This window comes from Sedimenticola selenatireducens (assembly GCF_963675335.2).
GTDB lineage: Bacteria > Pseudomonadota > Gammaproteobacteria > Chromatiales > Chromatiaceae > Sedimenticola > Sedimenticola selenatireducens.
The window spans coordinates 339345-364182 of the sequence record NZ_CAXXYC010000004.1 but is presented as its reverse complement, the minus strand read 5'-3'; the positions used below and the strand labels follow the sequence as shown (position 1 = coordinate 364182).

Below are 24838 nucleotides of genomic sequence, written 5' to 3'. Positions count from 1 at the left end.
CATGAATGAGAATGCACGGATTATCAGCGCAGAGGCGGGTGCCGATGATGCCGCCCTGGATCGCGCCATCCGCCCCCGGTTGCTGGCGGATTATGTCGGCCAGCCGGTGGTGCGGGAACAGATGGAGATTTTCATCGAGGCCGCCAAGGCGCGTGCGGAAGCGCTGGATCATGTACTGATCTTTGGTCCACCCGGATTGGGGAAAACCACCCTGGCCCACATCATCGCCAATGAGATGGGGGTCAACCTGCGCCAGACTTCCGGGCCGGTGCTGGAGAAGCCGGGAGACCTGGCAGCCCTGCTGACCAATCTGGAACCGCACGATGTGCTGTTTGTTGACGAGATTCATCGTCTCAGTCCGGTGGTTGAGGAAGTGCTCTATCCGGCCCTGGAAGATTACCAGCTGGATATCATGATCGGGGAAGGGCCGGCCGCCCGCTCGATCAAACTGGAGCTGCCGCCCTTCACACTGGTCGGTGCCACGACCCGTGCCGGTCTGCTCACCTCGCCTTTGCGCGACCGTTTCGGTATTGTGCAGCGGCTGGAGTTCTACTCCAATGCCGATCTGACCCATATCGTGGGCCGCTCTGCGGGGATACTTAATATCGAAACCGATGCCGCCGGTGCCGCCGAAATTGCCCGGCGCTCCCGGGGTACGCCGCGCATCGCCAACCGGCTGCTGCGCAGGGTGCGGGATTTTGCCCAGGTTAAGGCAGAGGGCCGGGTGACCAGTGATGTGGCCGACAGTGCATTGAGCATGCTGAAGGTGGACGGCAACGGCTTTGATATCATGGATCGCAAGCTGCTGAGCGCAATCATCAGTAAATTCGACGGTGGCCCGGTCGGGGTGGACAGTCTGGCGGCGGCCATTGGCGAGGAGCGTGGCACTATCGAGGATGTGCTGGAACCCTATTTGATCCAGCAGGGCTTCATGATGCGTACACCGCGGGGTCGGGTGGCCACCAATGCCGCCTATCTCCATTTCGGGCTGGACCCGAAGAGCGATCTCCCGGAATCGGGCGAATCGGGTGCACTGTTCTGAAACCGGTGGGCCGGCTGATGTGCGTTGAAGCGCTGGCGGATGCGGATTTTTGAATTGTGACGGGCTTTTGAATTGTGACAGGCATGAAGGAATTTCTATGGCCGGTTAGGGTCTACTACGAAGACACGGATTCCGGTGGTGTGGTCTACTATGCCAACTACCTGAAATTCATGGAGCGGGCACGTACCGAATGGCTGCGCAGTCTGGGGTTTGAGCAGGATGAACTTCGGGAAAAAGAGGGAGTCCTGTTTGCGGTGCGTAAGGTCGGGGTCGAATTCAGATCACCCGCCCGTTTTAATGATGCGTTACAAGTGAGTGTGCAACTTATTTCCAGGGGAAAAGCGAGTTTGGTGTTCCGGCAGGAAATCCGATCGGCAGCCGACGGCAGGTTGTTGTGCGACGGCGAGGTCAAGATTGCCTGCATTGACGCGGCCAGCTTTCGTCCTGCCCCTATCCCCCATGCCCTTTTATCGGTGGTTTCAGAATAATGTCAACTGATCTCTCATTTATCGCCCTGGTAGCGGGGGCCAGTCCGCTGGTGCAGCTGGTGATGGCGGCGTTGATGCTGGCCTCGGTCATCTCCTGGACCATGATTTTTGACCGGGCCAGGGTGCTGAAGCGGGCGCGCCGCGCCGCCGAGGCATTTGAACGGCGCTTCTGGTCGGGAGGGGATCTGGGTGAACTTTTTCGTGAGCTGGACCGGGAAGATGGCCAGGCCACGGGCATGGCGACGATTTTCCATGCCGGTTTTCGGGAGTTCGCCCGATTGAAAAAAAATCCCGACATCGAGCCGATGGCGGTGGTCGAAGGCGCACGCCGTACCATGCATGTGGCGATGAACCGGGAGATGGACGGCCTGGAGAATAATCTCTCCTTTCTGGCAACGGTCGGTTCCACCAGCCCCTATGTCGGCCTGTTCGGCACTGTCTGGGGCATCATGAACTCTTTTCACGCCCTCGGTAATGTGAAACAGGCGACCCTCTCCCTGGTGGCACCGGGTATTGCCGAGGCGCTGATTGCCACCGCCATGGGTCTGTTTGCCGCTATCCCGGCGGTGGTTGCCTACAACCGTTACTCCAACGATGTGGAGCGGCTGAACGGACGTTACGAGGATTTTCTCGATGAGTTCACCACCATTCTGCAGCGTCAGGCCCATGTCTGACAGCAGTCACGGAATGGGGGGCAGGCAATGAGCCGGCAGAAAAAGAGTCGCCGTCCCATGGCGGAGATCAATGTGGTGCCCTACATTGATGTGATGCTGGTGCTGCTGGTGATCTTCATGATCACGGCTCCCCTGCTGACCCAGGGCGTCAAGGTGGACCTGCCCCAGGCGGATTCGGAGCCGTTGCCGACCGAGGCGGATGATCCGGTGGTGGTATCGGTAAACAGTCAGGGCGAGATGTTCATCGACGTGGGTGAAGGAAAGGATCAACCGGTGGATGCGGATACCCTGATCACCCGGATTGCTGCTGTCATCGCCTACAAGCCGAAAACCCCGATCATGGTCAAGGGCGACCGCAATGTGGATTATGGCCGGGTGGTGGAGGCCATGGTGCTGATACAACGGGCCGGCGTGCCCAATGTCGGCCTGATCACCGAGACACCGGAGCGTTAGTACAGCGATGCTGCAGATTCTCAAGCGCAATCCGCTGGCGGCCGTTATCGCGGTTTTATTGCATCTGGTGATACTTCTGTTCCTGGTGGTGGGGGTCGACTGGCTGGAGAAGCCGAAACAGCCCAGTTCCAGCGTCGAGGTGGTGCAGGCGCGGATCATCGATGAAACCAAGGTGCGTGAGCAGGTAAAGCGACTGGAGCAGGATGAGGCGCGCCAGGCCGAGGAAAAACGCGTCGCCCGGGAAAAGGAAGAGCAACGGTTGGCCGAGTTGAAGCGCAGGCAGGTGGAGGAACAGCAACGTCTGGCTGAACTGGAGCAGCAACGGCAGGTCGAAAACCGCAAGCGCGAGGAGGCCAGGCAGCAGCGCCTGGAAGAGGAGTCGCGTCGTCAGCAGGCGGAACAGCAGCGCAAGGAGGCCGAGCAGAAGCAGCAGGCCGCCGAGGCCAAGCGGCAGGCGGAACAGCAGGCGCGCAAGGAGGCGGAAGCCAAACGGGTAGCCGAGGAGAAAAAACGCCAGGAGGCGGAGGCAAAAAAAGCGGCGGAAGAGAAGCAACGCCAGGCGGAAGAGGCCAAGCGCAAGGCGGAGGCGGAGAAAAAACGCAAGGCGGAAGAGGCCCGGCTCAAGGCCGAGGCGGAGAAGAAGCGTAAGGCTGAGGAGGCCCGTCAGCAGGCGGAGGCGGCGCAGAAGGCGCGGGAGGCGGAGTTGCTGGCGGCCATGGAGGCGGAGCACAATGCGCGTGAAATGGACCGCTATATCATCCAGATATCGCAGAAAGTTATCCGTACCTGGGTGCGCCAGGCTGGCATCAGCGATGGTCTGAAGTGTACCCTGCGAGTCAGACTGGCGCCTGGCGGCAGCGTGCTGGCGGTCAGCGTGATTCGCAGCAGTGGCAATGGCGCCTTTGACCGTTCCGCCGAGGCGGCGGTGCTCAAGGCAGACCCGCTGCCAGTTCCGACCGGGGCGCTGTTCGAGCGGTTCCGGGACATTAACTTTGAATTTGATCCAAACAAGAAATGACAATTATGAAACGATTTTTGAGTTTGATCCTGTTGCTGTGCTGGGTTGCCAATGCCGGCGCGGCGTCCCTTACCATCGAGATTACCGAGGGTGCCGAAGGGGCGCTCCCCATTGCCGTGGTGCCTTTCGGCTGGGCCGGTTCCAGTCCGGGCGCCGTCGATGTGGGCAGCGAGATTGCGGAGATTGTGCGCAGTGACCTGCAGCGCAGTGGCCGCTTCGCCGCCCTGCCGGTGAAGGATATGCTGGCCCGTCCCCAGTCCGATGCCGATGTGGAGTTCCGCGACTGGAAGGTGCTCGGCATGGATAGCCTGGTGGTGGGGCAGGTGCGGCCCAACGGCCAGGGTGGCTATCTGGTGCGCTTCCAGCTGTTTGACGTGTTCAAGGGTGAGCAACTGATCGGTTACAATTTCCCGACCACCAGCCGGGATCTGCGCTCAACCGCGCACAAGATCGCCGATATCATCTACGAAAAACTCACCGGACAACCGGGCGCCTTCGATACGCGCATCGCCTATGTGGTCTCCAGCAGCAAGGCGGACGGTTCCCAGGAGGTCTCACTCAAGGTGGCGGATGCGGATGGCTTTGATCCCCAGACCATTGTCACCTCATCCGAGCCGCTGATGTCTCCCGCCTGGGCGCCGGATGGCCGGCGGCTCGCCTATGTCTCGTTTGAGCAGAAAAAGGCCTCTATTTACATCCAGGAAGTGTTTACCGGTAAACGCCAGAAAGTGGCCTCGTTCAAGGGAATCAACGGTGCACCCGCCTGGGCGCCGGATGGTCGGAAACTGGCGCTGACGCTTTCCCGGGACGGTAATCCCGAAATCTATGTGCTGAACATCAATACCAATGCCCTGACCCGGCTGACCAACCACTATGCCATTGATACGGAGCCGGCCTGGTCGCCGGATGGGCGCTATATTATTTTTACCTCGGACAGGGGGGGCAAGCCGCAGATCTATCGGGTCCCTGCCTTCGGCGGCAAGGTCAGCCGGGTCACCTTTGAAGGAAGCTACAATGCCCGTGCCTCTTACGCCCCGGATGGCGAATCGCTGACGCTGGTAACCCGCCAGGGAGGGGATTTCCGCGTGGCGGTGGTGAACCTGGCTAACAATGCCCTGCAGGTGCTGAGCGACGGGCGACTGGATGAATCTCCCAGTTTTGCCCCCAACGGCAGCATGATAATTTACGCCACCAAGATTAACGGCAAGGGTGAACTTGCGGCGGTCTCGGTGGATGGCCGCATTCGGCAACGACTCGCCCTCCAGGATGGGGATGTTCGTGAGCCGGTCTGGTCCCCTTACACAAAAACCAACAGGAGAAACCCATGAAACTGAGTGCGCTCAAGATTGCCCCGATCCTTGCCTTGTCACTGTTGCTGGGCGGTTGCGCCGGCATGCCCGGGATGTCAGGTGGCGACGAGACCAAGGACGGTGCTCCGGTCACAGAGGGGGGGCAGGATGGCATGGCCAATGGCGCCCAGACCTCCGGTGCCATGGAAGGAGGCGCCTGGAGTGGCAGCCCGCTGGAAAATCCCGACAGCCTGCTTTACACCAAGACCATCTATTTTGATTACGATATCGACGAGGTGCGTGCCGACTACCGTGATGTGGTGACTGCTCATGGAGACTATCTGGCAGCCAATCCGTCAATTACCGTCACTGTTGAAGGTCATGCCGACGAGCGTGGTTCCCGGGAATACAATATTGCCTTGGGCGAGCGGCGTGCCAATAGCATCAAGCGGTTGCTGATGGCGCAGGGTGCGGCGGAAAGCCAGATCATCACCATCAGTTATGGTGAGGAGCGCCCGGCTACCATGGGTTCTGGTGAAACATCCTGGGAACTCAATCGGCGTGCCGAGTTTGTTTATTGATTGCTGAGTGCCTCGCCTGTCCAGGAGGCTGGTCTAGGCGCTTGTGCAGGAGAACGGGTAGGATGGGCAAAGCTAGCGTGCCCATCCTACTATTGAAACCGCGCTGCACTGGGCAGTGCAGCGGGGCTTGTGGGAGAAACCAAGGTGACAAAAAAACAGATCGGCCTGTTGATTGGGCTGCTGCTGATCATTCCATTCCAGTCGATACAGGCACAGCAGCGGGCGGAGAAGCTGACCCCCGAGCAGATACAGTCGCGCCAGATAGAGCTGCTGGAACGTAAGCTGGCGGCCATGTCTGATCTGGTGCTGCGGGTGGATGCCCTGCAGCGTGAGGTGCAGCAACTGCGTGGCGAGATCGAGGTGCAGAATCATGCCATGGATGCGCTCAAGAAACGTCAGCGGGATCTCTATCTCGATGTGGATCAGCGAATCAACCAGCTGTCCCACGGCAGCGCTCCGATGACCGGAATGGCCCCGCCGGCTCAGATACCGGGAACCGAACCACCGGTATTGGCCGAGACGCCGTCCCCCGCACCGGTCACCGATGCCGCAGCGGAAAGTGCGACGGCACCGACTCCAGCCGATAGCTCCGCCAACGCAGGTGAAGGGGCCGCCCCGCAACCCGCGCTGGCCGCGCCGATCGACACGGTTGCGGAAGAGCGCGATTACAAGCAGGCGTTCAATCTGCTGATGCAGCGTCGCTATGGCGAGGCCCGCACCGCATTCCAGGCGTTTCTCGCCCGTTACGGAACCGGCAGCTATGCCGATAACGCCCAGTATTGGCTGGCCGAATCGAGCTATGTGACCCGGGACTTCGATGTGGCGCTGGAGGCGTTTCAGAAGGTGATCAACGAGTATCCCAACAGCAGCAAGGTGCCGGATGCCCTGTTGAAGAGCAGCTTTATCCACTATGAGAAACAGCAGTGGAGCGAGGCGCGTGAAATCCTGCAGCGCCTGGTGACTCTCCATCCCAACTCCACCGCAAGTCGTCTGGCCACACAGCGTCTCGACCGCATGCAGTCGGAAGGACACTAGCCCGGCGGGTGAACTATCCGGGTTGAGCGGTTTATACTGATCTTATTACGACTGGCGGACTGCTTTGCATGGCGCAACTGCGCATTACCGAGATTTTCTATTCCCTGCAGGGTGAATCAAACAGCGTGGGTCTCCCCACGGTGTTCGTGCGCCTGACCGGCTGTCCCCTGCGCTGCGGTTACTGTGATACCACTTACGCCTTCAAGGGCGGGGAGTGGCTGGAACTGGATACCGTGATGGAGCAGGTAGCAGCCTATGCACCCCAGTACGTTTGTGTGACCGGTGGCGAGCCGCTGGCCCAGGAGGCGTGCCTGGAACTGCTGGTCGCCCTTTGCAATGCCGGCTACCGGGTCTCGCTGGAGACCAGCGGCGCGCTGGATATCTCCCGGGTCGATCCCCGGGTGGTAAATGTCATGGACCTCAAGACTCCCGGTTCCGGGGAAGAGGAAAAGAACCTGTTCAGTAATATCGACCGATTAAAGCCGGAGGATCAGGTCAAATTTGTCATCTGTGACGCGGCCGATTATGACTGGGCCCGGGAACAGCTGCGGGCCTGGGACCTCGGCAATCGCTGCCAGGTGCTGTTCTCACCGGCGCTTGGCTTGCAGAATGCCACGGAGCTGGCGGAGTGGATCCTGCGTGACCGGCTGAATGTGCGGTTCCAGATCCAACTGCACAAATATCTCTGGGGCGATGTCGCCGGCAAATGACCCCTTGTCCGATGAATGAACTGATGTGATGAAAAAAGCGGTAATCCTACTCTCCGGTGGCCTCGATTCGGCCACCTCCCTGGCCATGGCTCGCGAGCAGGGCTATGCCTGTTATGCCCTGAGTCTCGCCTATGGCCAGCGACATGCCGTGGAACTGGAGGCGGCCGGGCGTGTGGCCGACGCCCTGGGCGTGGTCGAGCACAAGGTGATCCCGATCGCCCTGGACGCCTTCGGCGGCTCGGCCCTGACCGACAATGCTATTGCGGTGCCGGAAGCGGAGGGTGGCGACGGTATTCCGGTTACCTATGTGCCAGCTCGGAATACGGTATTTCTATCCCTGGCCCTGGGATGGGCCGAGGTGCTGGGAGCCCGGGATCTGTTTCTGGGGGTCAACGCAGTAGACTACTCCGGGTATCCTGATTGCCGTCCCGAGTATATCGAGGCGTTCGAGCGGCTCGCCAATCTGGCCACCAAGGCCGGGGTGGAAGGAGAGCGATTCCGGATTCATGCCCCACTCATTGATATGACCAAGGCACAGATTATCCAGACCGGTGTTCGACTGGGTGTGAATTATGCCCTTACCGTCTCTTGTTATCAGGCGGATGCCTCGGGTGTCGCCTGTGGACGCTGTGATTCCTGCCGGCTGCGCGCCCAGGGATTTCGCGAGGCCGGCGTGCCTGATCCCACCCCTTACCAGCAAAAATAGCAATATTGCTATAAACCCCAGTAGATCATCTTTCGCTTATCGGCTAATCTTGCCCCTCCGGCCGTCACCGGTCTGCATAAAACGACAGGCATCCCAAGATGCCGGCACAGAGGTTGAGGAGGTACAGCATGACGTTTGAGTCTTTTTTCCAGGCCCAATCTTTTCTTTTGTGGGCAACATTTATTATTGCCCTGGTGATGGGTGCGGTGGTCAACAAGACCAATTTCTGTACCATGGGTGCGGTTTCCGACGCGGTGAACATGGGCGACATGGGTCGCATGCGCGCCTGGTTCCTGGCGATTGCCGTGGCCATGCTCGGTGTTACCGTGCTCGAATTCATGGGCCTGCTCAACCCGGGGGACTCTTTCCCTCCCTATCGCGCCAATCAGCTGATCTGGGCCGAGAATATTCTCGGTGGGCTGATATTCGGTGTCGGCATGACCCTGGCGTCTGGCTGCGGTAACAAGACCCTGATCCGTATCGGCGGCGGTAATCTGAAATCGATCGTGGTATTGCTGATTATTGGCGTCATCGCCTTCTACATGGTCAATCCCTTTCCGGGATCGGATCAGACCCTGATGTCGGTACTGTTCTATGACTGGATTCGTCCTTTAGCACTGACCCTCACGACACCCCAGGATCTGGGCTCGGTGGCGATGGGCAAGGATGCCGCGGGTGGTCGCATGGTAATCGGCCTGGTACTGGGTCTGCTGCTACTGGTGTTCGTCTTCAAGTCAGCCGATTTTCGCAGCAGTTTCGACAATATCCTCGGCGGACTGGTCGTGGGACTGGCGGTGCTGGCGGCCTGGTATGTCAGCGCTAACGTCGCTGTTGACCTGGATGGTGAAATGCATTCGCTCAGCGGCTATGTCAAACAGTGGGATTTCCTGGCCGACTCCGCCGCCGGTAAACCGGCCGACAGTCGCCCGCTGAGTACCCAGTCCTTCACCTTCATTAATCCCATGGGGCAGACCCTGGGTTATGCCGCTGCTGGTTTTAAGTCCACGCTGCTGACGTTCGGTGTCATGGCGTTGTTTGGTGTAATCGCCGGTTCACTGCTCTGGTCGCTGATCAGTCGCAGCTTTCGTATCGAGTGGTTTGTTAACTTCAAGGATTTCATTACACATGTAATCGGGGCGATCCTGATGGGATTTGGCGGTGTATTGGCGATGGGCTGCACCATCGGTCAGGGCATTACCGGTACATCCACCCTGGCGATTGGCTCATTTCTCGCTCTGGGCGCCATCATTCTGGGTAGTGCCCTTACCATGAAGGTGCAGTATTACAAACTGGTTTACGAGGATGAGGCGAGCTTCTCCAAGGCGCTGCTAACAGGCTTGGTGGACCTTAAACTGCTCCCGGAGCGCCTGCGCAAGCTGGAAGCCGTCTGAACCGGGCATTACCCGTTGACTGGCTCAATGGGTAATGTATAATCCCGCGCTTCTTGGGCCGTTAGCTCAGTCGGTAGAGCAGTGGATTTTTAATCCATTGGTCGAAGGTTCGAATCCTTCACGGCCCACCATTGTTTATCGAAACCCGGACCCCAGCGTCCGGGTTTTTTTGTATCCGGTGGCACAATTCGAACCTTCGATTTCAAAGAGTCAGGTTCGACAGCGAAGCTGCATGAGGCGGCGCAGCCGCCGAGTCATCCTTCACGGCCCACCATTGTTTATCGAAACCCGGACCCCAGCGTTCGGGTTTTTTGTATCCGGTGGCACGATTCGAACCTTCGATTTCAAACAGTCAGGTTCGACAGCGAAGCTGCATGAGGCGGCGCAGCCGCCGAGTCATCCTTCACGGCCCACCATTGTTTATCGAAACCCGGACCCCAGCGTCCGGGTTTTTTTGTATCCGGTGGCACAATTCGAACCTTCGGTTTCAAAGAGTCAGGTTCGACAGCGAAGCTGCATGAGGCGGCGCGGCCGCCGAGTCATCCTTCACGGCCCACCATTGTTTATCGAAACCCGGACCCCAGCGTCCGGGTTTTTTGTATCCGGTGACGTGATTTGAACCAGTGAATTTAAAAAGGCAGCGAGGATGGACACGCTGTGCTTTTGTCTATCCTGCAGGGAGCAGCAGTGTGGTGCCGAATTTGCGGCGAATTAAATGCCACTGAAAGATGGGGCCTGGGAACCGGTTTACACCCACAGGCAGGAGAGTAACTCCTGTTTATTACCCAGGATCTCAATTTCCCGAGTGCGGTTGCGGATAACCCCCTCCTCTTGCAGTTTGGAGAGTGCCCGGCTGAGGGATTCCGGACGCAGGCCCAGATGGATGGCGATATCGCCCTTGGTCATGGGCAGGGTCACGGTCCTTCTGCCGTCGGCAGTTATATTACCCTTTCTCTGGTAAAGATCATTCAGAAACAGCAGAAAGCGCCTGTCTGCGCTGAGATAGCGTCCCTGTACGATGGTCCGGTTGGTATAACGGAGTCGTTTGCCGAGTAGCTCGAGGATTTCATGTTGTAATTCGGGGATCTGGCTACAGAGGGACTCTATTTGATCAAACGGCAGTTCGCAGATCCAGGTGGTCTCGAGTGCCACGGCGTCACTCTGGTATTTGATATCGCCCACCGCTTCGATCCCTATGAGTTCACTGCTGAAATAGAAACCCTGGATCAGCGGGGTACCATCATCCAGGGACGATTCGATTTTAACTGAGCCGGATTGTATGGCGAAGATCGATTTGAATGGATCTTCCATCTTGAAAATGGTCTCACCAGCCTGGAACGGCCCACGCTTTCGGATGACGCTGGAGATGGTATCGGTCTGGCTTTGATCCAGATCAGCGCCGATGCACTTCCTGGGAAGTGTGCAGTTATTACAGTCCCTGCCGGTATTGACCAGGTGCAGTCCGCATTTACTGCCCTTTCTTTCAGCCATTCCTCACCTCTGGGTATTAGAGCCGCAGATTTTTTTATCATTCTTGTGTGGGGATAAGCATAGCGGATGGCAGCTTAATTACATCCTCTTTATTCGCGGGGTATTGGGTCTGGATAGGATGCTTTCGGGTAGTAACGGGAATTGTGTGAATAGCCCGGGACTCCAGGGTAATCAGAAAAAATATACGACTGCCAGGGTATTATCTGGATGCAAGCATGGCCGGTTGTAACGGGTTCGGTTTTGTCGGGCGGAAATCTGCCAGGCTATCCAGCTGGCTGGTAACCTTGCCCAGCTCCTCTTCCGCCTGCAATACCCGTTGTTTCTTCACCGCTGCGTAGAGAATACCGCCCGGCAATGCCGCGATAATCAGGGCGTCGGTGGCGGTGAAATGGTTCTTCTCAATGACCTGACTGAGATTTTCCTGGCGTTGTTTCAACTGTTGATTGAGGGTGTCGATTTCACTGGCGAGCTGTTTCTGATTGACCACGGGCAATGAATAGATAAGGCCGGTATCGGCTGCTTCCAAACTGCGGTTTGCAGTCCAGGAAGCGTGATTATCATCGGTCTGGGCTGTGGCGGCCTGTATGGCCGGCGAGAGCAGGCACAGGAGCAGGCTTATCAGTACGGGCCTGGACAGATTGGCGCGGTGTTGGTTGTTGAATGTGTGCATAATGGTCCCCTTGTGAACGGGATACCCTTGAACATCAACATTTCGGTAGAAATGAAATCGGGATATCGGTTGTGCGTAGGTTGTAAGCTAGCCCCTGCCGGGGTAGCGTTACGTGAACCGGATCAACCTCAGTGAGTTTTTTCTTCTTTTTGTGATGAATAGGTCTGGCGAGCCGTGCACTGTGCCGTAATTTCTGGGATAGAGATCACTCTACCCAAGGCAGCCGGTCTGTCGCTGTCATTGGGCAGTGGATATAAAGCTTGATGGAGTCTACTGGTCGGTGTGCTTTTCCGGGCATCCGGAACAGGGATTGTTTTTCTTGTGGCGGGGGCGATTTTTTGTGCCGATGAGAAAAGCGCTGATCAGCACGAAGAGTGCGAGTGCAACGAATGTCAGGTTGTCGAAAATCATAGGGATAGCCTCACGGTTACTACATAAGAGGATAAGTAGATACTAATATATATGACGGACATATTCTCGGTTTGTTTAATTGAATTATTTTATTGGTATTAAAAAATAACTAATGAAGTTGGTTGATTCTGTTGTACGCAGACAAAGGGGGCTGTTAATGATGCGCTATTTTTTCCTCGGATTTCTGCTGGTCGCGTTGCCGCTGTCGGCCCAGCAAACACCCCAGGTGCTGGGTTATGGCGTGAAGGGTTGTGATCACTATAACGAGGTGTTTGAAGGTTGGGAGAATGGACAGGGTGATCAGATCGCGGAGTATATCCATTACCGCGACTGGCTGGCCGGACTGGTTACCGGGCTGTCGCTGGCTACCGGGAGTGACGTGCTGAAGGGTGTCGAGGTCAAAGGGGCGATGCGGCGCATTCAGGTCTATTGTGACGAACACCCGACGGATGATTTCTTTACCGCCTCGATGGATCTGATCAGGATACTCAGCGGGTTAAAGTAGCCGGCAGGTTGAACAGCCGACGGGCGTTGGCCGTAGTTTCCTCAGCCAGTCGTTCAGCCGGAATCCCTTTTAGGCTACTGATGGCGTGCAGCACCTCGGGCAGGTATGCCGGTTCGTTGCGCTGGCCCCGGTGTGCCGCACCGGGCTGGTCGGGGGAATCGGTTTCCAGCAGTAACGAGTTGGTTGGCAACCAGGCGATCAGGCTATGCAGGCGGTGGGCGTTGGCATAGGTGGCCGGTCCGCCGAAACTCATCATAAAGCCCATGTCGATTAACCGTTCGGCCTGTTGCTGGCTGCCGGAAAAACTGTGCAGGACACCCGTGAGTCCGGGGAAGCGGCGCAGTGTCAGGACCACCTGCTCAACCGCCTTGCGGGCATGGATGATCACTGGTAGTCGAAATTGCTGGGCCAACTCAAGTTGAGCTTCAAAGAACTGCTGTTGCCGCTGCTTGTCGGGTTTTGGAATGTAGAAATCCAGTCCGCATTCACCGACGGCAATTGCGTGGCCCTGCGCCAGTCGCTGTGACAGCGCGGTCAGATCCTGTTCACGATGGTGCGGCATAAACATCGGATGCAGGCCGTAGGCCGGATACAGTTGTGGATAACGTTGGCAGAGTTGCTGTAGCGTCGCCCATCCCGAGGCCTGGATCGCCGGCACAAGCAGGGTGCTGACCCCGGCTTTTTCCGCCCGCTCCAGCATTTGCTCGAAGTCGGCCGCAAAACTGCTGTCATCCAGGTGGCAATGGCTATCGATGATTTCCATATTGATCAGTATAAACAACCAGCGGATTGCATCACATCTACTGTGCAATCCGGGTTGCCATGTTAAGGTTTAGTTGCGACAGATGAACGACTGTCGTGCGACTTATTTGACTGACTGGCAGGTGAAGGGGTTATGAAGGTTGTCTCATTTAATACCAACGGTATCCGTGTCCGGGAGCATCAACTGGCAAGGCTGAAGGAGCGGTACGATCCCGATGTCATCGGCATCCAGGAGACCAAGGTGCAGGATTCCGAATTCCCCATTGCGATGGTTGAGTCCCTGGGCTATCGGGCACACTTTTACGGTCAGAAAGGACATTACGGGGTGGCGTTGCTGTCGAAGCAGGAGCCGCTGCTGATTCAGAAAGGGTATCCATTTGATGCACCGGATGCCCAGCGCAGGATTATCTGCGGTGAATATGCCACAGCTTCGGGTCAGACGATCAAGGTGGTCAATGGCTATTTTCCCCAAGGCGAGAGCCGTGACCATCCGGTCAAGTTTCCTGCCAAGCAGCGGTTTTATGCGGACCTGATGCGCTATCTGCAGGAGAGTTTCTCTCCGGATGAGCGGGTGCTGGTGATCGGCGATATGAATATTGCCCGGCTGGACCGGGATATCGGCATTGGCGACGACAATGCCAAGCGCTGGCTGAAGAGTGGCAAATGCAGCTTTCTGCCCGAGGAGCGGGAATGGATGGACGGTCTGCTGGGATGGGGGCTGTCGGATACCTATCGCACGCTTTATCCCGAGATATCGGATCGTTTCAGCTGGTTTGACTACCGCAGCCGTGGTTTCGACAGGGAACCGAGGCGGGGCTTGCGCATCGATCTGATCCTGGCCAGTCCGGTGCTGCAAAACTGCTGCACGGATGCGGGAATCGCCTATGATATAAGAGCGATGGAAAAACCTTCCGATCATTGTCCGGTGTGGGCTGAATTTTCGATCTGATGACTATGGAATCACAGACGCAGTTTCTTAACGACTGGGAAGATGGGGGAGTGGAGGCGATCAAACGCGCCTTTAATCTCAGCGACAACAGCTTGGCCGGGATTGACCTGTTGCTCGCCTCCTATTCGCGCGATGCCTTCTGCGGTGAGGCGTTCGTCCTGTTTCGCCAGGGTATGGCGCTCTACGAGGTAAACGCCAGCCACGACTCCAGCGACTGCATGGCCGGGCAGTGGGAACCGGAAGAGACATTGCTGATGGCGCTGGAGTTTCGTCTGGAGCGGGGGCGTCTCGGACTGCGCACCGATGGCAAAAACCTGTTTGCCGATGAACTCCGCTTCCTGCTGGCGGAGCTGAAAGCCAACGGATTCAGCTGAATCCCAGTCGCGTGAACAACCGGCTGATCTGACGCTCAAACCAGCCCAGCAATCGCCGATGCAGCGGGGTGGCGAACAGCCAGCTCAGGGTGATCAGTCCGAGGCTCAGGGCACCGACGATTTCATCCGTGACCCAGTGTGCACCGCTCATCAGGCGGGGCATGGTGAATATAACCATAAACAGCAGCGCCAGCAGGCCGTGAATGCGTGGCAGATAGGCGACAGCGAATCCGGCGCACAGCAGTAACACCAGGCCATGATCGCCGGGAAAACTGTCGGACGAGTAGTCCTTGGTGGGTATGTCGGGCACCAGTTGGGTCAGGCGCAAGGCTTCGGGGAATTGCGCCGTGGCACTGGGCCGCTCAATCGGCAACTCCTTGCTGATGGCCAGCATCAACAGCAGGGTGATGAACATCATCAGTCCCACGGCAATGTAGTGTTGCAGGCGTTTTCGGTCTCGCAGGAGCGCCTGATGGGCGAACAGCAGCAGCATGGCGACTGCCGCGACCAGGTCGAACGCCCGGTTATTGGCGACCGCCCAGAGACGCCGCCACCCCTCGCTCCAGTCCAGTGAACGGTTCATCGCCCAGAACAGCTGTTCGTCCAGTGCCTGCCAGAGGCCGCGGGTGGGCTCGACCAGCCAGCTGAGCATCAACAGCAGTGCCAGCAGGTTAGCCAGGATCAACGGGGTCTTATGCCAGCCGGCATTCATGGTGTCATTCAAAACCTGGTTTCCTGTTCAAGGGTTGCCGTCAGGGCGTCGCCCGCATCGGTGAGCTGTTGCAGACGGACATCAACCACCTGGTTTTCCAGATCACTTCCGGGCAGTAGCGGGATACTCACCCGCAGAAAATTTGGTGTATAACCGCTCCAGCCCGATGCCGGGTCTGCCGGGGCGCTCTCCACTAGCACTGGAAAACATCGTCCCGAAAAACGCTTCAGGGTCTGTTGCTTCAGTCGTTCACCCAGCTGGTGGAGCGCCTCGCTGCGCTGGCGTATCACATCCCGTGGAATGGGGTCCGGGAGCAGGGCGGCCCGGGTGCCGGGACGCGGGGAGTAGGCAAAGATATGCAGGTGGCCGAAACCGATCTGCTCGACAAACGCCAGCGTCTGTTGCCACTCCTGGTCGGTCTCGCCCGGGAAGCCGACGATGATATCCGTGGTCAGGTTGATGTCCGGTACCCGGCGACGGGCCTGTTCGGCCAGTCGTTGGAACTCGTCGTTCTTGCAGCGTCTGGCCATACGCTTCAATACCGAATCCGCGCCGCTCTGGATCGGCAGATGGAGATGGGGCATCAGGCGGGGATTCTCGAACAGGTCCCAGAAGTTTTCCGGCAGATCCCAGGGTTCCACCGCCCCCAGTCGCAGGCGTTGGATGGTGGTCCGCTCAAGCACGGCCCGGATCAGCTGATAGAGATCGCTGCCGGTATCACTGCCGTAGCCGCCGATGTGTACGCCCGTAAGAACAACTTCATGAAACCCCTGTTGTACCCGGTCGTTGATCTCGGCCACCACCTGGTCGATGGGTCTTGAGCGCTCTTCCCCCCGTGCCACGGTGACAATGCAGAAGGTGCATTGGTAGCGGCAGCCATCCTGGATCTTGATAAAGGCGCGCTGTCGTCCGTGACTGAGCAGGCTGGATTCGCCCGGTGCGGTGGCCTGTTCCGGCATGGCGTGGAGATCCAGTTCCCGGGTGGCGATCTCCACCAGGCGCTCCTTGTCCCGGTTGTCCACCACCAGGTCGACTCCAAGGGAGCGGACATTTTCGTTCGGGTTCAGGGTCGCGTAACAGCCGCTGACCACCAACTTGGAGCGTGGATTATGACGTTGGGCGCGATTTAGCAACTTGCGTGATTTGCGCACCGCCTCGCCCGTGACCGCACAGGTATTGACCACCACCAGATCGGCGTCGGCCAGCCTCGGGGTGATCTGGTGGCCACGGCTTTCGAAATCGCGGGACCAGGTCTCCAGTTCGGCTTCGTTGAGGCGGCAGCCCAGGGTTTTCAGGTGTATACGCATCTGGTTGATCGGTTTGGCGGTACAGAATCTGCGCAAGTTTACGGTTGTCTGCGACGGATGCAAGCGGTCGGCGGTAAATCCGCCTGCGGGCAAAGGCTCACCGGATGAGCCCGTCACGGTTTAAGCTCTGGGAATCAACGGATCTATTCAGTTAACATGCTGTAACTATTTAAAAAATAACCGACAGTCGGGCCATCTGGCGGCGGAGGTATAAGGGTAACCCATCATGAGTCCATTGTTACAACAGCTGGTAATTTACCGTGATGTCATCCTGCTGACGGTGGCGCTGTTGCTCCTGCTGCTGGCGTGGGGCCTCTGGCGGCGGCAATCGGCACTGTCCGGTCGGTTTTCCGAGCAGAGTCTGCAGACGCAATCCGATGCCGAGCGTCTGGAAGCGCTGGTGCGGGAGCAGGGCCGGCAACTGGGCCAACTGCTGCAGGATGATCGCGACCGGCAACGGGAGGTTGCCCACCGACTGCAGCAGCAGCTACAGCGGCAGACGGCCCACTCCCATCAGATACTTGAGCGGCGGCTGGGGGAACTGCAACAGGCGCTTCTACAGGACAGCGGCCAACTGAAGATCAACCTGACCGAGCGTTTCGAACAGCTGCAGCAGCGTGTCACCCAGACCCTTGCGGAGGGCCGGATCGCCCAGCAGGAGGGGTTGGCTCAGGGGCTTGAAGGGGTTGGGCGCCAGTTGATGGAGGGGCTTTCACGCACTACGGATGCACTGGGCAAACAAGTCTTGATGTTGACCGAAAGCACGGATCAGCGGCTGAAAGAGATCGGCGGCCTGGTGGAGAAGCGACTCCATGAGGGGTTCGAGAAGAGTAATGAGACCTTCAGTCGGGTGTTACAGCATCTCTCGCGGATTGACGAGGCGCAGAAACGGATTACCGAACTCTCCTCCAACGTAGTCAGTCTGCAGGAGGTACTCGCCGACAAGCGTTCGCGCGGGGCTTTCGGTGAAGTGCAGTTGAGTGCGCTGGTCGCCAACCTGATGCCGGAAAACAGCTACGCCCTGCAATACACTCTCGGCAATCAGACGCGTGTGGACTGCATGCTGTTTCTGCCGGAGCCGACTGGAAAAATCGGCATCGATGCGAAATTTCCCCTGGAGAGCTATCGGCGAATGACCGATAGCGACGCACCAGAGCAGGAGCGTAGTCGCGCCACCAGCCAGTTCCGCCAGGATATTCGCAAGCATATCGATGACATTGCCGACAAGTATATTCTCCCGGGAGAGACCTCCGATGGGGCGGTCATGTTCATCCCCGCCGAGGCGGTCTTTGCCGAGATCCATGCGCACTACCCCGATCTGGTCGATGCGGCTTGCCGGCGACGGGTCTGGCTGGTCTCACCCACCACCATGATGGCAATTCTGACCACGGCACGGGCCGTGTTGAAGGATGCCGATACCCGTGAACAGCTGCACCTGATCCAACACCACCTGCATCTGCTGTCAAAGGACTTTGGGCGTTTCCAGGGACGCATGGATAAGCTCGCGGTGCATATCCGGCAGGCCCATGACGATGTGAAGGATGTGAATATATCGGCTCAGAAAATCAGCAAGCGTTTCGTCCAGATCGAGCGGGTTGAGCTGGATGACCTGCCTGTCCCTGTGACATCTCCTGCTGTCGAGGAGGGGAGCGGCCAATAACGCGGCCGCTTCCGCCTTGGTGGGAGTGTCGGTGATGACCCGCTAATCAGTTTGCTGCTTGCCAGGTGCCATCAGGCTGGCGACAGGCAGTGCCGTAGACTGTCTCAGTGCGGCCGTCGATCACCGCCTCAGTGGTATATTCACGACAGGGACCACTGGCAGTCTCATAAGTCCTGGTAGGGGTCACCTGGTAACTGTTGCCGCTATCGGGATTGCGCCAGCTTGATGTCCGGTTGATCGGGTTGGACTCCAGTGCCTGTTGTGACCGGTAGCGGTCATTATCATCCATCTGCTGGCCAATCGAACCGCCGATATAGGCGCCCGCCAGGGTGCCGACAATAATCGCAGCGGTGCGGCCTGATCCCCCGCCGACCTGATTGCCCAAAATGCCGCCCGCGATACCGCCAAGTACGGTGCCGGTGTCCCTTTTGCTGAGGTTTTCACAGCCAGTCAGCAGAAATAGCAGTATCAGCAGGGGAATAAGCCATCGTGAATACATAGTAGACTCCAGTAAAATCCGACTTGGTGATTTCCATACTCCTAATTATACGCCGTTCGGTGGCTGCTTTGACTGATGGCTTTTCCAGTTTGATATCCGGTCGGTTGCCACCAGATGCCCTTAACTGTCTGGTCAATGCTGTTGTCAGCGTTGCGTCAATGTTTGTTTTCATGCCGGTTCAGGATGATACCCGGTCTGTTTTTGTCACAGAATCATCGATCAGTCGCGGCTGCTGGGATTGGACGTGGTTTTTAAGCTATATTGAGCTGAGAATGCATTTGTAAGAACGGTGCATCAGAAAAGAATCAATGGAGGAACGGGGATGCTGATTTATAAAAGAGGGCTCGTGTTTGCTTGGGTATTGTTTACCCTTGGTTTTCTGTCGGTCGCCCGGGCTGATTTTGTCGCCTTTTCAGTCACCACCGAAGGCGAACGGCTGCCGTTGCCGCAAGATGTCGACAGTATCGATGTCGAGTATCTGGTGAATGTTGAATGGGGGCAATACAGCGGTAACAAGACCCGGATCGGCGTGCTTCAGGTGGAGAACAACTCCAGTGCATCATCCGTCAACGTGATGGGCCCCGGCGGCGCAGTGACCTACAACGCCAGTAGTGGGGGCGTGCCGGTACAGGGAATCGAAGCGATACTGACCGATGTAATGCATCGAACCGGTCGTTTTCGCATGGTCGAGCGCAAGGTACTGGATCAGACACTGAGAGAACAGGATCTCGGTGCCTCCGGGCGCATCGCCAAGCCTTCCGCGGCCAAGGTGGGCCAAGTGCTGGGTGCCGAGTACCTTTTTCAGGCTGTGGTTACCAACTATGAGGCCGGCGTGGAAGAGAAGGGCGGTGGCCTGGGTGGCCTGATCGGGGGCAGCGCCGGTGCACTGCTGGGCGGTCTTTCAATGAAATCAAGTAAAGCGATCATCGGGATGAATTTCCGGCTGATCAATGCCGAAACCAGCGAGATTATCTATACCGATCAGGTGCAGGTCGACCTCTCTTCATCCGGTCTCAATTTTGGCGGGCTTGGTTTCACCGGCGGTGTCGGGCTGGGTGGCTTTCTCTCCGACTATTCCAAGACGCCCATAGGTCACGCGGTGATCGCGGCTGTCAACAAGGGGGTGTTTGACCTGGTTCGGCAGGTTGGCAGTCAAGCACCCAGTGGATCGGTGGTGCAGGTGAAGAACGGAAATGTCTATCTCAACCTGGGTGATGGCGCTGTCGCCGTAGGTGATATGTTGACCCTGATGGAGCGCGGGGAGAAGCTCATCGATCCGGACACCGGTATCGCGCTGGGTGGTGAGGATGAACCCATTGGCGAACTGAAAGTGACTTCGGTTAAAGAGAAATACTCACTGGCCAAGCCGGTGGGCATCAAGCTTTCAAAGATCAAACGGGGTAACAAGGTGGTCTCTCAGCGCCAGTCCGATCCGCTGAAGTACGCCAGCTCTTTTGCACCGCCGAAAAAGAGTGGTGGATTCTTCAGTGGTGGCGGCAATAACACCAACTCCGGATCCAACAGTTGGGGTACCGGCCCACAGAATTAGTATCGGCGGGCATGGAGAGTGCCGGCCCGGGCACTCTCCGCGTTCTGATTCAGCACTGTTCCCAGGGTAGTCCGTGGTAGCGCCAGCCATTGAGAGAACTGCGCTGATGGTGGTCGTTAAGCTCTCCCTCGAACCCTTCGTCAACGTGAAATACACGGTGGAAGTCCGACTTGATCAGTACCTTGCCGGCTTCGAGGGAGCGTTTGCCACTACGACAGATCAGTATGACCGGTGCACAGCCTTCATCCTCACTGCAGGTGGCTCCACCCAGCACCAGTTTGCGAATGTCGGTCACAAAATGGGGGTTGACTGTCCAGTCGGGTTCATCAATCCAGGCTACATGGACGGCCCCCTTGGCATGACCGACAAACAGAAACTCCATACTTGAGCGGATATCCACCAGGATAGCCCTGGGGTCATCTTCCAGCATCTGGTAAGCCTGTTGCGGATTCAGCGGAATCGGTTCAGCGTCGCTCATCTCTCTACTCCTGGTTTGATTTCGGTATGCCTGAGGCCGGGGTATAATACCGACAATTCTGTGCCTAATAAATATATCTTATGCGTGACAAGATTATACTTTCCATTTTAGCCTTTTTTTCTTGGTTGCCACTCTCTGCGGCACAAGGCTTGGGAGGGCTGATCGGGCGCATCGCTTTTCTGGTACCCAACAAGGAGCGGCGGATAGCCAGGATCAATATCAAGACCTGCCTCCCTGAGCTGGATCCGGTGCAGCGGGAGGTCCTGCTTAGAGACAGCATGATCGAGACCGCCAAGGGACTGGTGGAGATGCCCGTGGTCTGGGCTTCTCCACCCAGTCACTGGATTGACCGGATGCAGCCGGGGGAAGGAGCCGGGCTCTTCGAGTCGGCGATGCTCCAGGGTAGAGGCGTGATTGCGGTCGGCCCGCATCTCGGCAACTGGGAAGTCGGCCTGCACTACCTCACTTCGCTGGCAAAAGTCACCGCAATCTACCGGCCGCCCCGACAGGAGGGGCTGGATGGCCTGCTCAAGCAGGGTAGAAGCAAAGGTGGGGCGACACTGGTGCCGGCGACCCCACAGGGCGTGAAGGCGCTCTATGGTGCGCTCAAGCGAGGGGAGATAATGGCCCTGTTGGCGGATCAGCAACCCAAGGCCGCAGGGCGTCAGGGTGGGGTTTTTGCTCCCTTCTTTGGGCATCCGGCACTGACCATGGTACTGGTTGGCCGTTTGGCGAGAAAGACCGGTGCGCCGGTGTTGTTCTGGTTTGCCGAGCGCCTGCCAAAGGCTGAAGGCTATCGAATGCACTGGTTCGAGGCGCCGGAGGAGATCTACAGCGACGATCAGGAAAAGACGGCGGAGGCCCTTAATCGAGGCCTGGAAGCCTGTATCCGCAAGGCGCCGGCCCAGTATCTCTGGAGCTACAAACGATTTACCAGTCAACCGGATGGGGTGATTTCGCCCTATTACAAAACGGTCTCCTGACGCTCCGCCCAAGACGAGAGACCAGTTCTTGTTCTGAGCATTTCCGGATCGGGTTGGTTTGCTGTTCTCGAGCAGTAGGCCGGGGGCTGAGTGTTCCCTCGCCTGCACTGACGTTGGATGTGCCACAAGCCAAAATGCCGCTGCCTTCAATAAGATGAACACCTTTTTTTACTGATTTCCTAAAGTGTTGTTTCCGGCTTGCCGTTAATTAAGCCAGAGTGGGTTGACGTTGATGGCAGGCGGAAAGGTTGCTGTCTCTGATTTGAGAGACTTTTAATGGTGAAGCGACGAGATGTTCGAAACAGATTATTGAGATTATTTGTTGGCGTGCTGCTGATAGCGGCCTGCAGTGCCCAGGCGGCCGAGATGGGTGGGAAGTCGGATGCCCGGATACTGATCGATATCTCCGGTAGTATGAAGCAAAATGACCCGCAAAACCTTCGGCGGCCGGCTCTCCGCATGCTGGTGGGACTGTTGCCCGAGGATGCCAGGGCCGGTGTCTGGACCTTTGGCCAGTACGTCAATATGCTGATACCTCTTGGCCAGGTGGATGCCGCTTGGAAAAACAAGGCGCGTGCCGAAGCCGGGAATATCGCCTCTCCGGGCCAGTTCACCAATATTGAAGATGTTATCAAGCGATCCATCGCCGACTGGGAAGGGTCGGCCAGCCTGTATCAGCGTCACCTGATCCTGCTGACCGATGGCATGGTCGATATCAGTAAAAATCCCAAAAAGAACGCTGCTTCGCGACAATATATACTCGAACAACTACTGCCCAAATTGCAGTCTCATGATGCCCAGGTGCACACCATTGCACTCTCCGAGCGGGCCGATCACGAGCTGATGCGGACCCTCTCCCGGGAGACCGGTGGCTGGTATGAACAGGTCAACGACGCCGAGCATCTGCAGCGGGTATTCCTGCGTATCTTTGAGAAGGTGGGGCGCCCGGATACCGTGCCGCTGAAAGATAACAAATTTCTGGTGGACAGCAGTATCCAGGAGGTAACGCTGCTGGTGTTTCGCAAGGAGTCGGCTGAGCCGACGCAGGTTATTACGCCCTCCGGAGCGCAGTTTGATGCGAAGAGTGCCCCGCAAAATGTCAGCTGGCACCGGGATATTGGTTATGACCTGTTGACCATCTCCCATCCAGAGACCGGCGAGTGGCGTATACAGGCGGCGATGGATCCGGACAACCGGGTGATCGTGGTGACGGATCTGAAAATGCGCAGCAGCCAGTTGCCCAGTCGTTTCGTGCTGGGTGAAGTGCTTCCCGTGACCGTCTCTTTTACCAATCAGGGCAAACAGATCACCCGTAAAGACTTTCTGGATGTGGTGAATCTGAAAAGTGGTCATACGGATAGTAACGGTACTGGAGAAGCGCGGCCGATATTTGATGATGGTCAGGATGGTGATAAGACGGCCGGAGACGGTGAGTTTACCCTTCAGGTTGGACAGGGGTTGGCGGCCGGTAAAGTCGAATTGGTAATCCTTGCTCAAGGAAAAACCTTTCAGCGTGAACAGCGCCAACTCTTTGAGCTGGCGGATCCGATTCCCATGCAGGTAACATCGACCGATGAAGGGGAGACAAAGGTTCGGGTGCAGCCGGATGCGGAGTTGGTGGATCTGGAAAGCTTGGAAATCAAGGCTGCTCTGGTGTCGCAAGCAGGTGAAGAGCAGCCCGTTATGCTCTTGCCCTCTGCGGAAGCGGGCGTGCTGGAGACCAGTATTGCCACACAGGAGTTGCTGGGGGATTGGACGCTGTCCATTTCCGCCACGGGACAAACGAGGTCCGGCACCGAGCTGGATCTGACGCTAGACCCAGTGCGGGTGCGAGGTACGGCCACTCCTCCTGCCGATCCGCCTGAAGAAGTGGTGGAAAAAACACCGGAAGTGCAGGAACCGGCTGTGGAGCCTGCGACGATGCAGGCGCCCCTTGCAGATGAACCGGCTACAGAGGAGGATAATTCTACCTTCCAGGTTGCACTTTTTGGTGGTATCAATCTATTACTGATCATTCTGGTGGTGCTGGCTATCTGGATTATGCGGCGTCGGAAGCAAGAGCCGGAATTCCAACTGGTCGAAGAAGATGATCAGCTGGTTGAGGAGGCGACAGCAAAATGATCGAGGTGAGTAAATTACTGCTGCTGGTATTGGGCGAACTCCTCCTGCTGAGTGTCGTCTATGCGGGCATTGTCAATTTCCTTGCCTTGTCAAAACGCCGCCGTGAACGCTCGGCGATCAAGAAGCTTGTTGCGCGAATCAAGGAGGATAGTGATCGACGTGAGGCTGAAACACGCGCGATCATGAAGGAGCGGTTTGGATTAACTGATGAAAAACTTGACAAGGCTGTTCATAAGATTGCCCGTGAAGAGAAGGCATTCTACCAAACCCTTATTGATGTATTCCTGAGACGAGATACCGAGGCGGTGCAGAATCTGAGTGTCGATTACGAGAGTTCTGTTGATGCCTACAGGACGATTGAGATCCCCGACCGGGCGGAACCTGCAAAAGATGGTGAAGAGTCGGATGATCGTTCAGAAGAGCTGATTTTGCTAAAGGCTGAAAACCAGCGGCTGACGGATGAGTTGCAACTGACCATGAATACCATGGGGAACATGCTGAGCGAATATACGCAGATGTTCGCCGGTGGTGCCGATGTCAGTCTGGACAGGGAAAAAATGCGGGAAATTATCGCACCTGTCGCTGACGAGAGCGGCGATTCAATGCCAACCATGGTGGAGGAGGATACGGATTTAGCGGATGCGCTTGCCCTTCAGGATTCCGACCAGGAGTCGGATGATGAGGGTGCAGGAGTGGCTGCCGAAGAAATATCGGCGGATGACAATGACCTGAAGGCACTGGATGAAGAGCTGGGAATGCTGGATCTTTCAGCTGAGGATCTTGCCAAGGATGACCATACGCCGGCAATCGATCTGGATGAAACAGTTGTCGTTTCTCTGGATCAGGACACCGTGCCGACTGACGAGATAATAGATCTGGATGACGAGGTGGTAAATCTGGATGATGTGCTGGATGATCCTGATACAAAGAATTCGTAACTTTTCCGGATTATGCGCCAGATCCAGCCAGGGTCGAATGCG

Annotated in this window: 27 protein-coding genes and 1 tRNA gene; 21 read left to right on the top strand and 7 right to left on the bottom strand. The window is 57.2% G+C overall.

What is annotated here, in order from left to right; genetic code table 11:
- The first annotated feature begins 1 nt into the window (after position 1).
- The 12 genes from ruvB to ACHZBF_RS12770 all read left to right on the top strand — a co-directional run bounded on the left by ruvB (position 2) and on the right by ACHZBF_RS12770 (position 9518).
- Complete coding sequence (gene ruvB, locus ACHZBF_RS12825; RefSeq protein WP_321528654.1) at positions 2-1042, top strand: Holliday junction branch migration DNA helicase RuvB; 1041 nt, start codon at positions 2-4, stop codon at positions 1040-1042.
- 83 nt (positions 1043-1125) lie between these two features.
- Positions 1126-1530 (top strand): tol-pal system-associated acyl-CoA thioesterase, encoded by a 405-nt coding sequence (gene ybgC, locus ACHZBF_RS12820; protein WP_029131762.1) that lies wholly within the window; start codon positions 1126-1128, stop codon positions 1528-1530.
- Positions 1530-2204 carry a protein TolQ gene (gene tolQ / locus ACHZBF_RS12815; RefSeq protein ID WP_029131763.1) on the top strand — a complete coding sequence of 225 codons (675 nt, stop codon included), beginning with the start codon at positions 1530-1532 and terminating at the stop codon, positions 2202-2204. The genes ybgC and tolQ overlap by 1 nt, the downstream gene beginning before the upstream one ends.
- Positions 2205-2231: 27 nt before the next feature.
- On the top strand, positions 2232-2657 hold the full coding sequence (tolR, locus tag ACHZBF_RS12810) for a protein TolR (protein WP_029131764.1): 426 nt from the start codon (positions 2232-2234) through the stop codon (positions 2655-2657).
- Between the two features lie 7 nt (positions 2658-2664).
- Positions 2665-3675, top strand: a complete 1011-nt coding sequence (tolA, locus tag ACHZBF_RS12805) for a cell envelope integrity protein TolA (protein WP_321528653.1) — start codon at positions 2665-2667, stop codon at positions 3673-3675.
- Positions 3676-3680: 5 nt separating this feature from the next.
- Positions 3681-5003 carry a Tol-Pal system beta propeller repeat protein TolB gene (gene tolB, locus ACHZBF_RS12800; RefSeq protein WP_321528652.1) on the top strand — a complete coding sequence of 441 codons (1323 nt, stop codon included), beginning with the start codon at positions 3681-3683 and terminating at the stop codon, positions 5001-5003.
- A complete protein-coding gene (gene pal / locus ACHZBF_RS12795) occupies positions 5000-5545 on the top strand; it encodes a peptidoglycan-associated lipoprotein Pal (protein WP_029131766.1) in 546 nt (181 codons plus the stop codon). The genes tolB and pal overlap by 4 nt, the downstream gene beginning before the upstream one ends.
- A 144-nt stretch (positions 5546-5689) precedes the next feature.
- Entirely contained in the window at positions 5690-6580 is an 891-nt protein-coding gene (ybgF, locus tag ACHZBF_RS12790; protein WP_157606650.1) for a tol-pal system protein YbgF, read from the top strand.
- Positions 6581-6648: 68 nt separating this feature from the next.
- The gene (gene queE / locus ACHZBF_RS12785) at positions 6649-7290 is read left to right on the top strand and encodes a 7-carboxy-7-deazaguanine synthase QueE (RefSeq protein WP_029131767.1); all 642 of its coding nucleotides are present in this window, start codon (positions 6649-6651) and stop codon (positions 7288-7290) included.
- A gap of 28 nt (positions 7291-7318) precedes the next feature.
- The gene (queC, locus tag ACHZBF_RS12780) at positions 7319-7996 is read left to right on the top strand and encodes a 7-cyano-7-deazaguanine synthase QueC (RefSeq protein WP_321528651.1); all 678 of its coding nucleotides are present in this window, start codon (positions 7319-7321) and stop codon (positions 7994-7996) included.
- Positions 7997-8124: 128 nt separating this feature from the next.
- Entirely contained in the window at positions 8125-9387 is a 1263-nt protein-coding gene (locus tag ACHZBF_RS12775; protein WP_029131769.1) for a YeeE/YedE family protein, read from the top strand.
- A 55-nt stretch (positions 9388-9442) separates the two neighbouring features.
- Positions 9443-9518 (top strand) — tRNA-Lys (locus ACHZBF_RS12770).
- Between the two features lie 616 nt (positions 9519-10134).
- Here ACHZBF_RS12770 and ACHZBF_RS12765 read toward each other — a convergent pair.
- A complete protein-coding gene (locus ACHZBF_RS12765) occupies positions 10135-10878 on the bottom strand; it encodes a Crp/Fnr family transcriptional regulator (RefSeq protein WP_029131883.1) in 744 nt (247 codons plus the stop codon).
- 199 nt (positions 10879-11077) lie between these two features.
- Positions 11078-11548, bottom strand: coding sequence for a hypothetical protein (locus ACHZBF_RS12760; RefSeq protein WP_321528650.1), 471 nt, complete (start codon positions 11546-11548; stop codon positions 11078-11080).
- 282 nt (positions 11549-11830) lie between these two features.
- Between ACHZBF_RS12760 and ACHZBF_RS12755 the strand changes: the two genes are divergently transcribed.
- On the top strand, positions 11831-11986 hold the full coding sequence (locus tag ACHZBF_RS12755; protein ID WP_169720348.1) for a DUF2769 domain-containing protein: 156 nt from the start codon (positions 11831-11833) through the stop codon (positions 11984-11986).
- A gap of 130 nt (positions 11987-12116) precedes the next feature.
- Entirely contained in the window at positions 12117-12464 is a 348-nt protein-coding gene (locus tag ACHZBF_RS12750) for a hypothetical protein (protein WP_051301724.1), read from the top strand.
- Here the strand turns inward: ACHZBF_RS12750 and ACHZBF_RS12745 are convergent.
- Positions 12448-13227: a TatD family hydrolase gene (locus ACHZBF_RS12745; RefSeq protein WP_321528649.1), complete on the bottom strand. Its 780-nt coding sequence runs from the start codon at positions 13225-13227 to the stop codon at positions 12448-12450. The genes ACHZBF_RS12750 and ACHZBF_RS12745 overlap by 17 nt on opposite strands.
- Before the next feature lie 132 nt (positions 13228-13359).
- Between ACHZBF_RS12745 and xthA the strand changes: the two genes are divergently transcribed.
- Both xthA and ACHZBF_RS12735 read left to right on the top strand, forming a co-directional pair.
- On the top strand, positions 13360-14175 hold the full coding sequence (gene xthA, locus ACHZBF_RS12740) for an exodeoxyribonuclease III (protein ID WP_029131886.1): 816 nt from the start codon (positions 13360-13362) through the stop codon (positions 14173-14175).
- A gap of 5 nt (positions 14176-14180) precedes the next feature.
- The gene (locus tag ACHZBF_RS12735; RefSeq protein WP_169720349.1) at positions 14181-14549 is read left to right on the top strand and encodes a hypothetical protein; all 369 of its coding nucleotides are present in this window, start codon (positions 14181-14183) and stop codon (positions 14547-14549) included.
- Here the strand turns inward: ACHZBF_RS12735 and ACHZBF_RS12730 are convergent.
- Positions 14542-15273 (bottom strand): phosphatase PAP2 family protein, encoded by a 732-nt coding sequence (locus tag ACHZBF_RS12730; protein ID WP_084609653.1) that lies wholly within the window; start codon positions 15271-15273, stop codon positions 14542-14544. The genes ACHZBF_RS12735 and ACHZBF_RS12730 overlap by 8 nt on opposite strands.
- Positions 15270-16604 carry a tRNA (N(6)-L-threonylcarbamoyladenosine(37)-C(2))-methylthiotransferase MtaB gene (gene mtaB / locus ACHZBF_RS12725; protein ID WP_335342978.1) on the bottom strand — a complete coding sequence of 445 codons (1335 nt, stop codon included), beginning with the start codon at positions 16602-16604 and terminating at the stop codon, positions 15270-15272. The genes ACHZBF_RS12730 and mtaB overlap by 4 nt, the downstream gene beginning before the upstream one ends.
- A 190-nt stretch (positions 16605-16794) precedes the next feature.
- Between mtaB and ACHZBF_RS12720 the strand changes: the two genes are divergently transcribed.
- Positions 16795-18228 carry a DNA recombination protein RmuC gene (locus tag ACHZBF_RS12720; RefSeq protein ID WP_273439822.1) on the top strand — a complete coding sequence of 478 codons (1434 nt, stop codon included), beginning with the start codon at positions 16795-16797 and terminating at the stop codon, positions 18226-18228.
- A 46-nt stretch (positions 18229-18274) separates the two neighbouring features.
- On the opposite strand, the gene ACHZBF_RS12715 is transcribed toward ACHZBF_RS12720, so the two are convergent.
- A complete protein-coding gene (locus ACHZBF_RS12715) occupies positions 18275-18727 on the bottom strand; it encodes an RT0821/Lpp0805 family surface protein (RefSeq protein WP_321528648.1) in 453 nt (150 codons plus the stop codon).
- Positions 18728-19049: 322 nt separating this feature from the next.
- Here ACHZBF_RS12715 and ACHZBF_RS12710 point away from each other — a divergent pair, with 322 nt between their 5' ends.
- Positions 19050-20276, top strand: coding sequence for a CsgG/HfaB family protein (locus ACHZBF_RS12710; RefSeq protein WP_029131891.1), 1227 nt, complete (start codon positions 19050-19052; stop codon positions 20274-20276).
- 49 nt (positions 20277-20325) lie between these two features.
- On the opposite strand, the gene ACHZBF_RS12705 is transcribed toward ACHZBF_RS12710, so the two are convergent.
- The gene (locus ACHZBF_RS12705; RefSeq protein ID WP_029131892.1) at positions 20326-20754 is read right to left on the bottom strand and encodes a rhodanese-like domain-containing protein; all 429 of its coding nucleotides are present in this window, start codon (positions 20752-20754) and stop codon (positions 20326-20328) included.
- An 80-nt stretch (positions 20755-20834) separates the two neighbouring features.
- Between ACHZBF_RS12705 and ACHZBF_RS12700 the strand changes: the two genes are divergently transcribed.
- The 3 genes from ACHZBF_RS12700 to ACHZBF_RS12690 all read left to right on the top strand — a co-directional run bounded on the left by ACHZBF_RS12700 (position 20835) and on the right by ACHZBF_RS12690 (position 24796).
- Positions 20835-21737, top strand: coding sequence for a lysophospholipid acyltransferase family protein (locus tag ACHZBF_RS12700; protein WP_029131893.1), 903 nt, complete (start codon positions 20835-20837; stop codon positions 21735-21737).
- A gap of 309 nt (positions 21738-22046) precedes the next feature.
- Positions 22047-23858: a VWA domain-containing protein gene (locus ACHZBF_RS12695; protein WP_321528647.1), complete on the top strand. Its 1812-nt coding sequence runs from the start codon at positions 22047-22049 to the stop codon at positions 23856-23858.
- A 5-nt stretch (positions 23859-23863) separates the two neighbouring features.
- Positions 23864-24796: a hypothetical protein gene (locus ACHZBF_RS12690; protein ID WP_394707576.1), complete on the top strand. Its 933-nt coding sequence runs from the start codon at positions 23864-23866 to the stop codon at positions 24794-24796.
- Positions 24797-24838: the final 42 nt, after the last annotated feature.

Bases quoted from the DNA above. Each gene is read 5' to 3' on its own strand.
- tolR (WP_029131764.1), top strand. From the start codon at position 2,232: ATGAGCCGGCAGAAAAAGAGTCGCCGTCCCATGGCGGAGATCAATGTG.
- ACHZBF_RS12710 (WP_029131891.1), top strand. From the start codon at position 19,050: ATGCTGATTTATAAAAGAGGGCTCGTGTTTGCTTGGGTATTGTTTACC.
- xthA (WP_029131886.1), top strand. From the start codon at position 13,360: ATGAAGGTTGTCTCATTTAATACCAACGGTATCCGTGTCCGGGAGCAT.
- ACHZBF_RS12715 (WP_321528648.1), bottom strand. From the start codon at position 18,727: ATGTATTCACGATGGCTTATTCCCCTGCTGATACTGCTATTTCTGCTG.
- queE (WP_029131767.1), top strand. From the start codon at position 6,649: ATGGCGCAACTGCGCATTACCGAGATTTTCTATTCCCTGCAGGGTGAA.
- tolA (WP_321528653.1), top strand. From the start codon at position 2,665: ATGCTGCAGATTCTCAAGCGCAATCCGCTGGCGGCCGTTATCGCGGTT.
- ACHZBF_RS12760 (WP_321528650.1), bottom strand. From the start codon at position 11,548: ATGCACACATTCAACAACCAACACCGCGCCAATCTGTCCAGGCCCGTA.
- ACHZBF_RS12705 (WP_029131892.1), bottom strand. From the start codon at position 20,754: ATGAGCGACGCTGAACCGATTCCGCTGAATCCGCAACAGGCTTACCAG.
- ACHZBF_RS12735 (WP_169720349.1), top strand. From the start codon at position 14,181: ATGGAATCACAGACGCAGTTTCTTAACGACTGGGAAGATGGGGGAGTG.
- ACHZBF_RS12750 (WP_051301724.1), top strand. From the start codon at position 12,117: ATGATGCGCTATTTTTTCCTCGGATTTCTGCTGGTCGCGTTGCCGCTG.
- ACHZBF_RS12700 (WP_029131893.1), top strand. From the start codon at position 20,835: ATGCGTGACAAGATTATACTTTCCATTTTAGCCTTTTTTTCTTGGTTG.
- ACHZBF_RS12720 (WP_273439822.1), top strand. From the start codon at position 16,795: ATGAGTCCATTGTTACAACAGCTGGTAATTTACCGTGATGTCATCCTG.
- ybgC (WP_029131762.1), top strand. From the start codon at position 1,126: ATGAAGGAATTTCTATGGCCGGTTAGGGTCTACTACGAAGACACGGAT.
- tolB (WP_321528652.1), top strand. From the start codon at position 3,681: ATGAAACGATTTTTGAGTTTGATCCTGTTGCTGTGCTGGGTTGCCAAT.
- queC (WP_321528651.1), top strand. From the start codon at position 7,319: ATGAAAAAAGCGGTAATCCTACTCTCCGGTGGCCTCGATTCGGCCACC.
- ruvB (WP_321528654.1), top strand. From the start codon at position 2: ATGAATGAGAATGCACGGATTATCAGCGCAGAGGCGGGTGCCGATGAT.
- ACHZBF_RS12765 (WP_029131883.1), bottom strand. From the start codon at position 10,878: ATGGCTGAAAGAAAGGGCAGTAAATGCGGACTGCACCTGGTCAATACC.
- ACHZBF_RS12745 (WP_321528649.1), bottom strand. From the start codon at position 13,227: ATGGAAATCATCGATAGCCATTGCCACCTGGATGACAGCAGTTTTGCG.
- tolQ (WP_029131763.1), top strand. From the start codon at position 1,530: ATGTCAACTGATCTCTCATTTATCGCCCTGGTAGCGGGGGCCAGTCCG.
- ACHZBF_RS12775 (WP_029131769.1), top strand. From the start codon at position 8,125: ATGACGTTTGAGTCTTTTTTCCAGGCCCAATCTTTTCTTTTGTGGGCA.
- pal (WP_029131766.1), top strand. From the start codon at position 5,000: ATGAAACTGAGTGCGCTCAAGATTGCCCCGATCCTTGCCTTGTCACTG.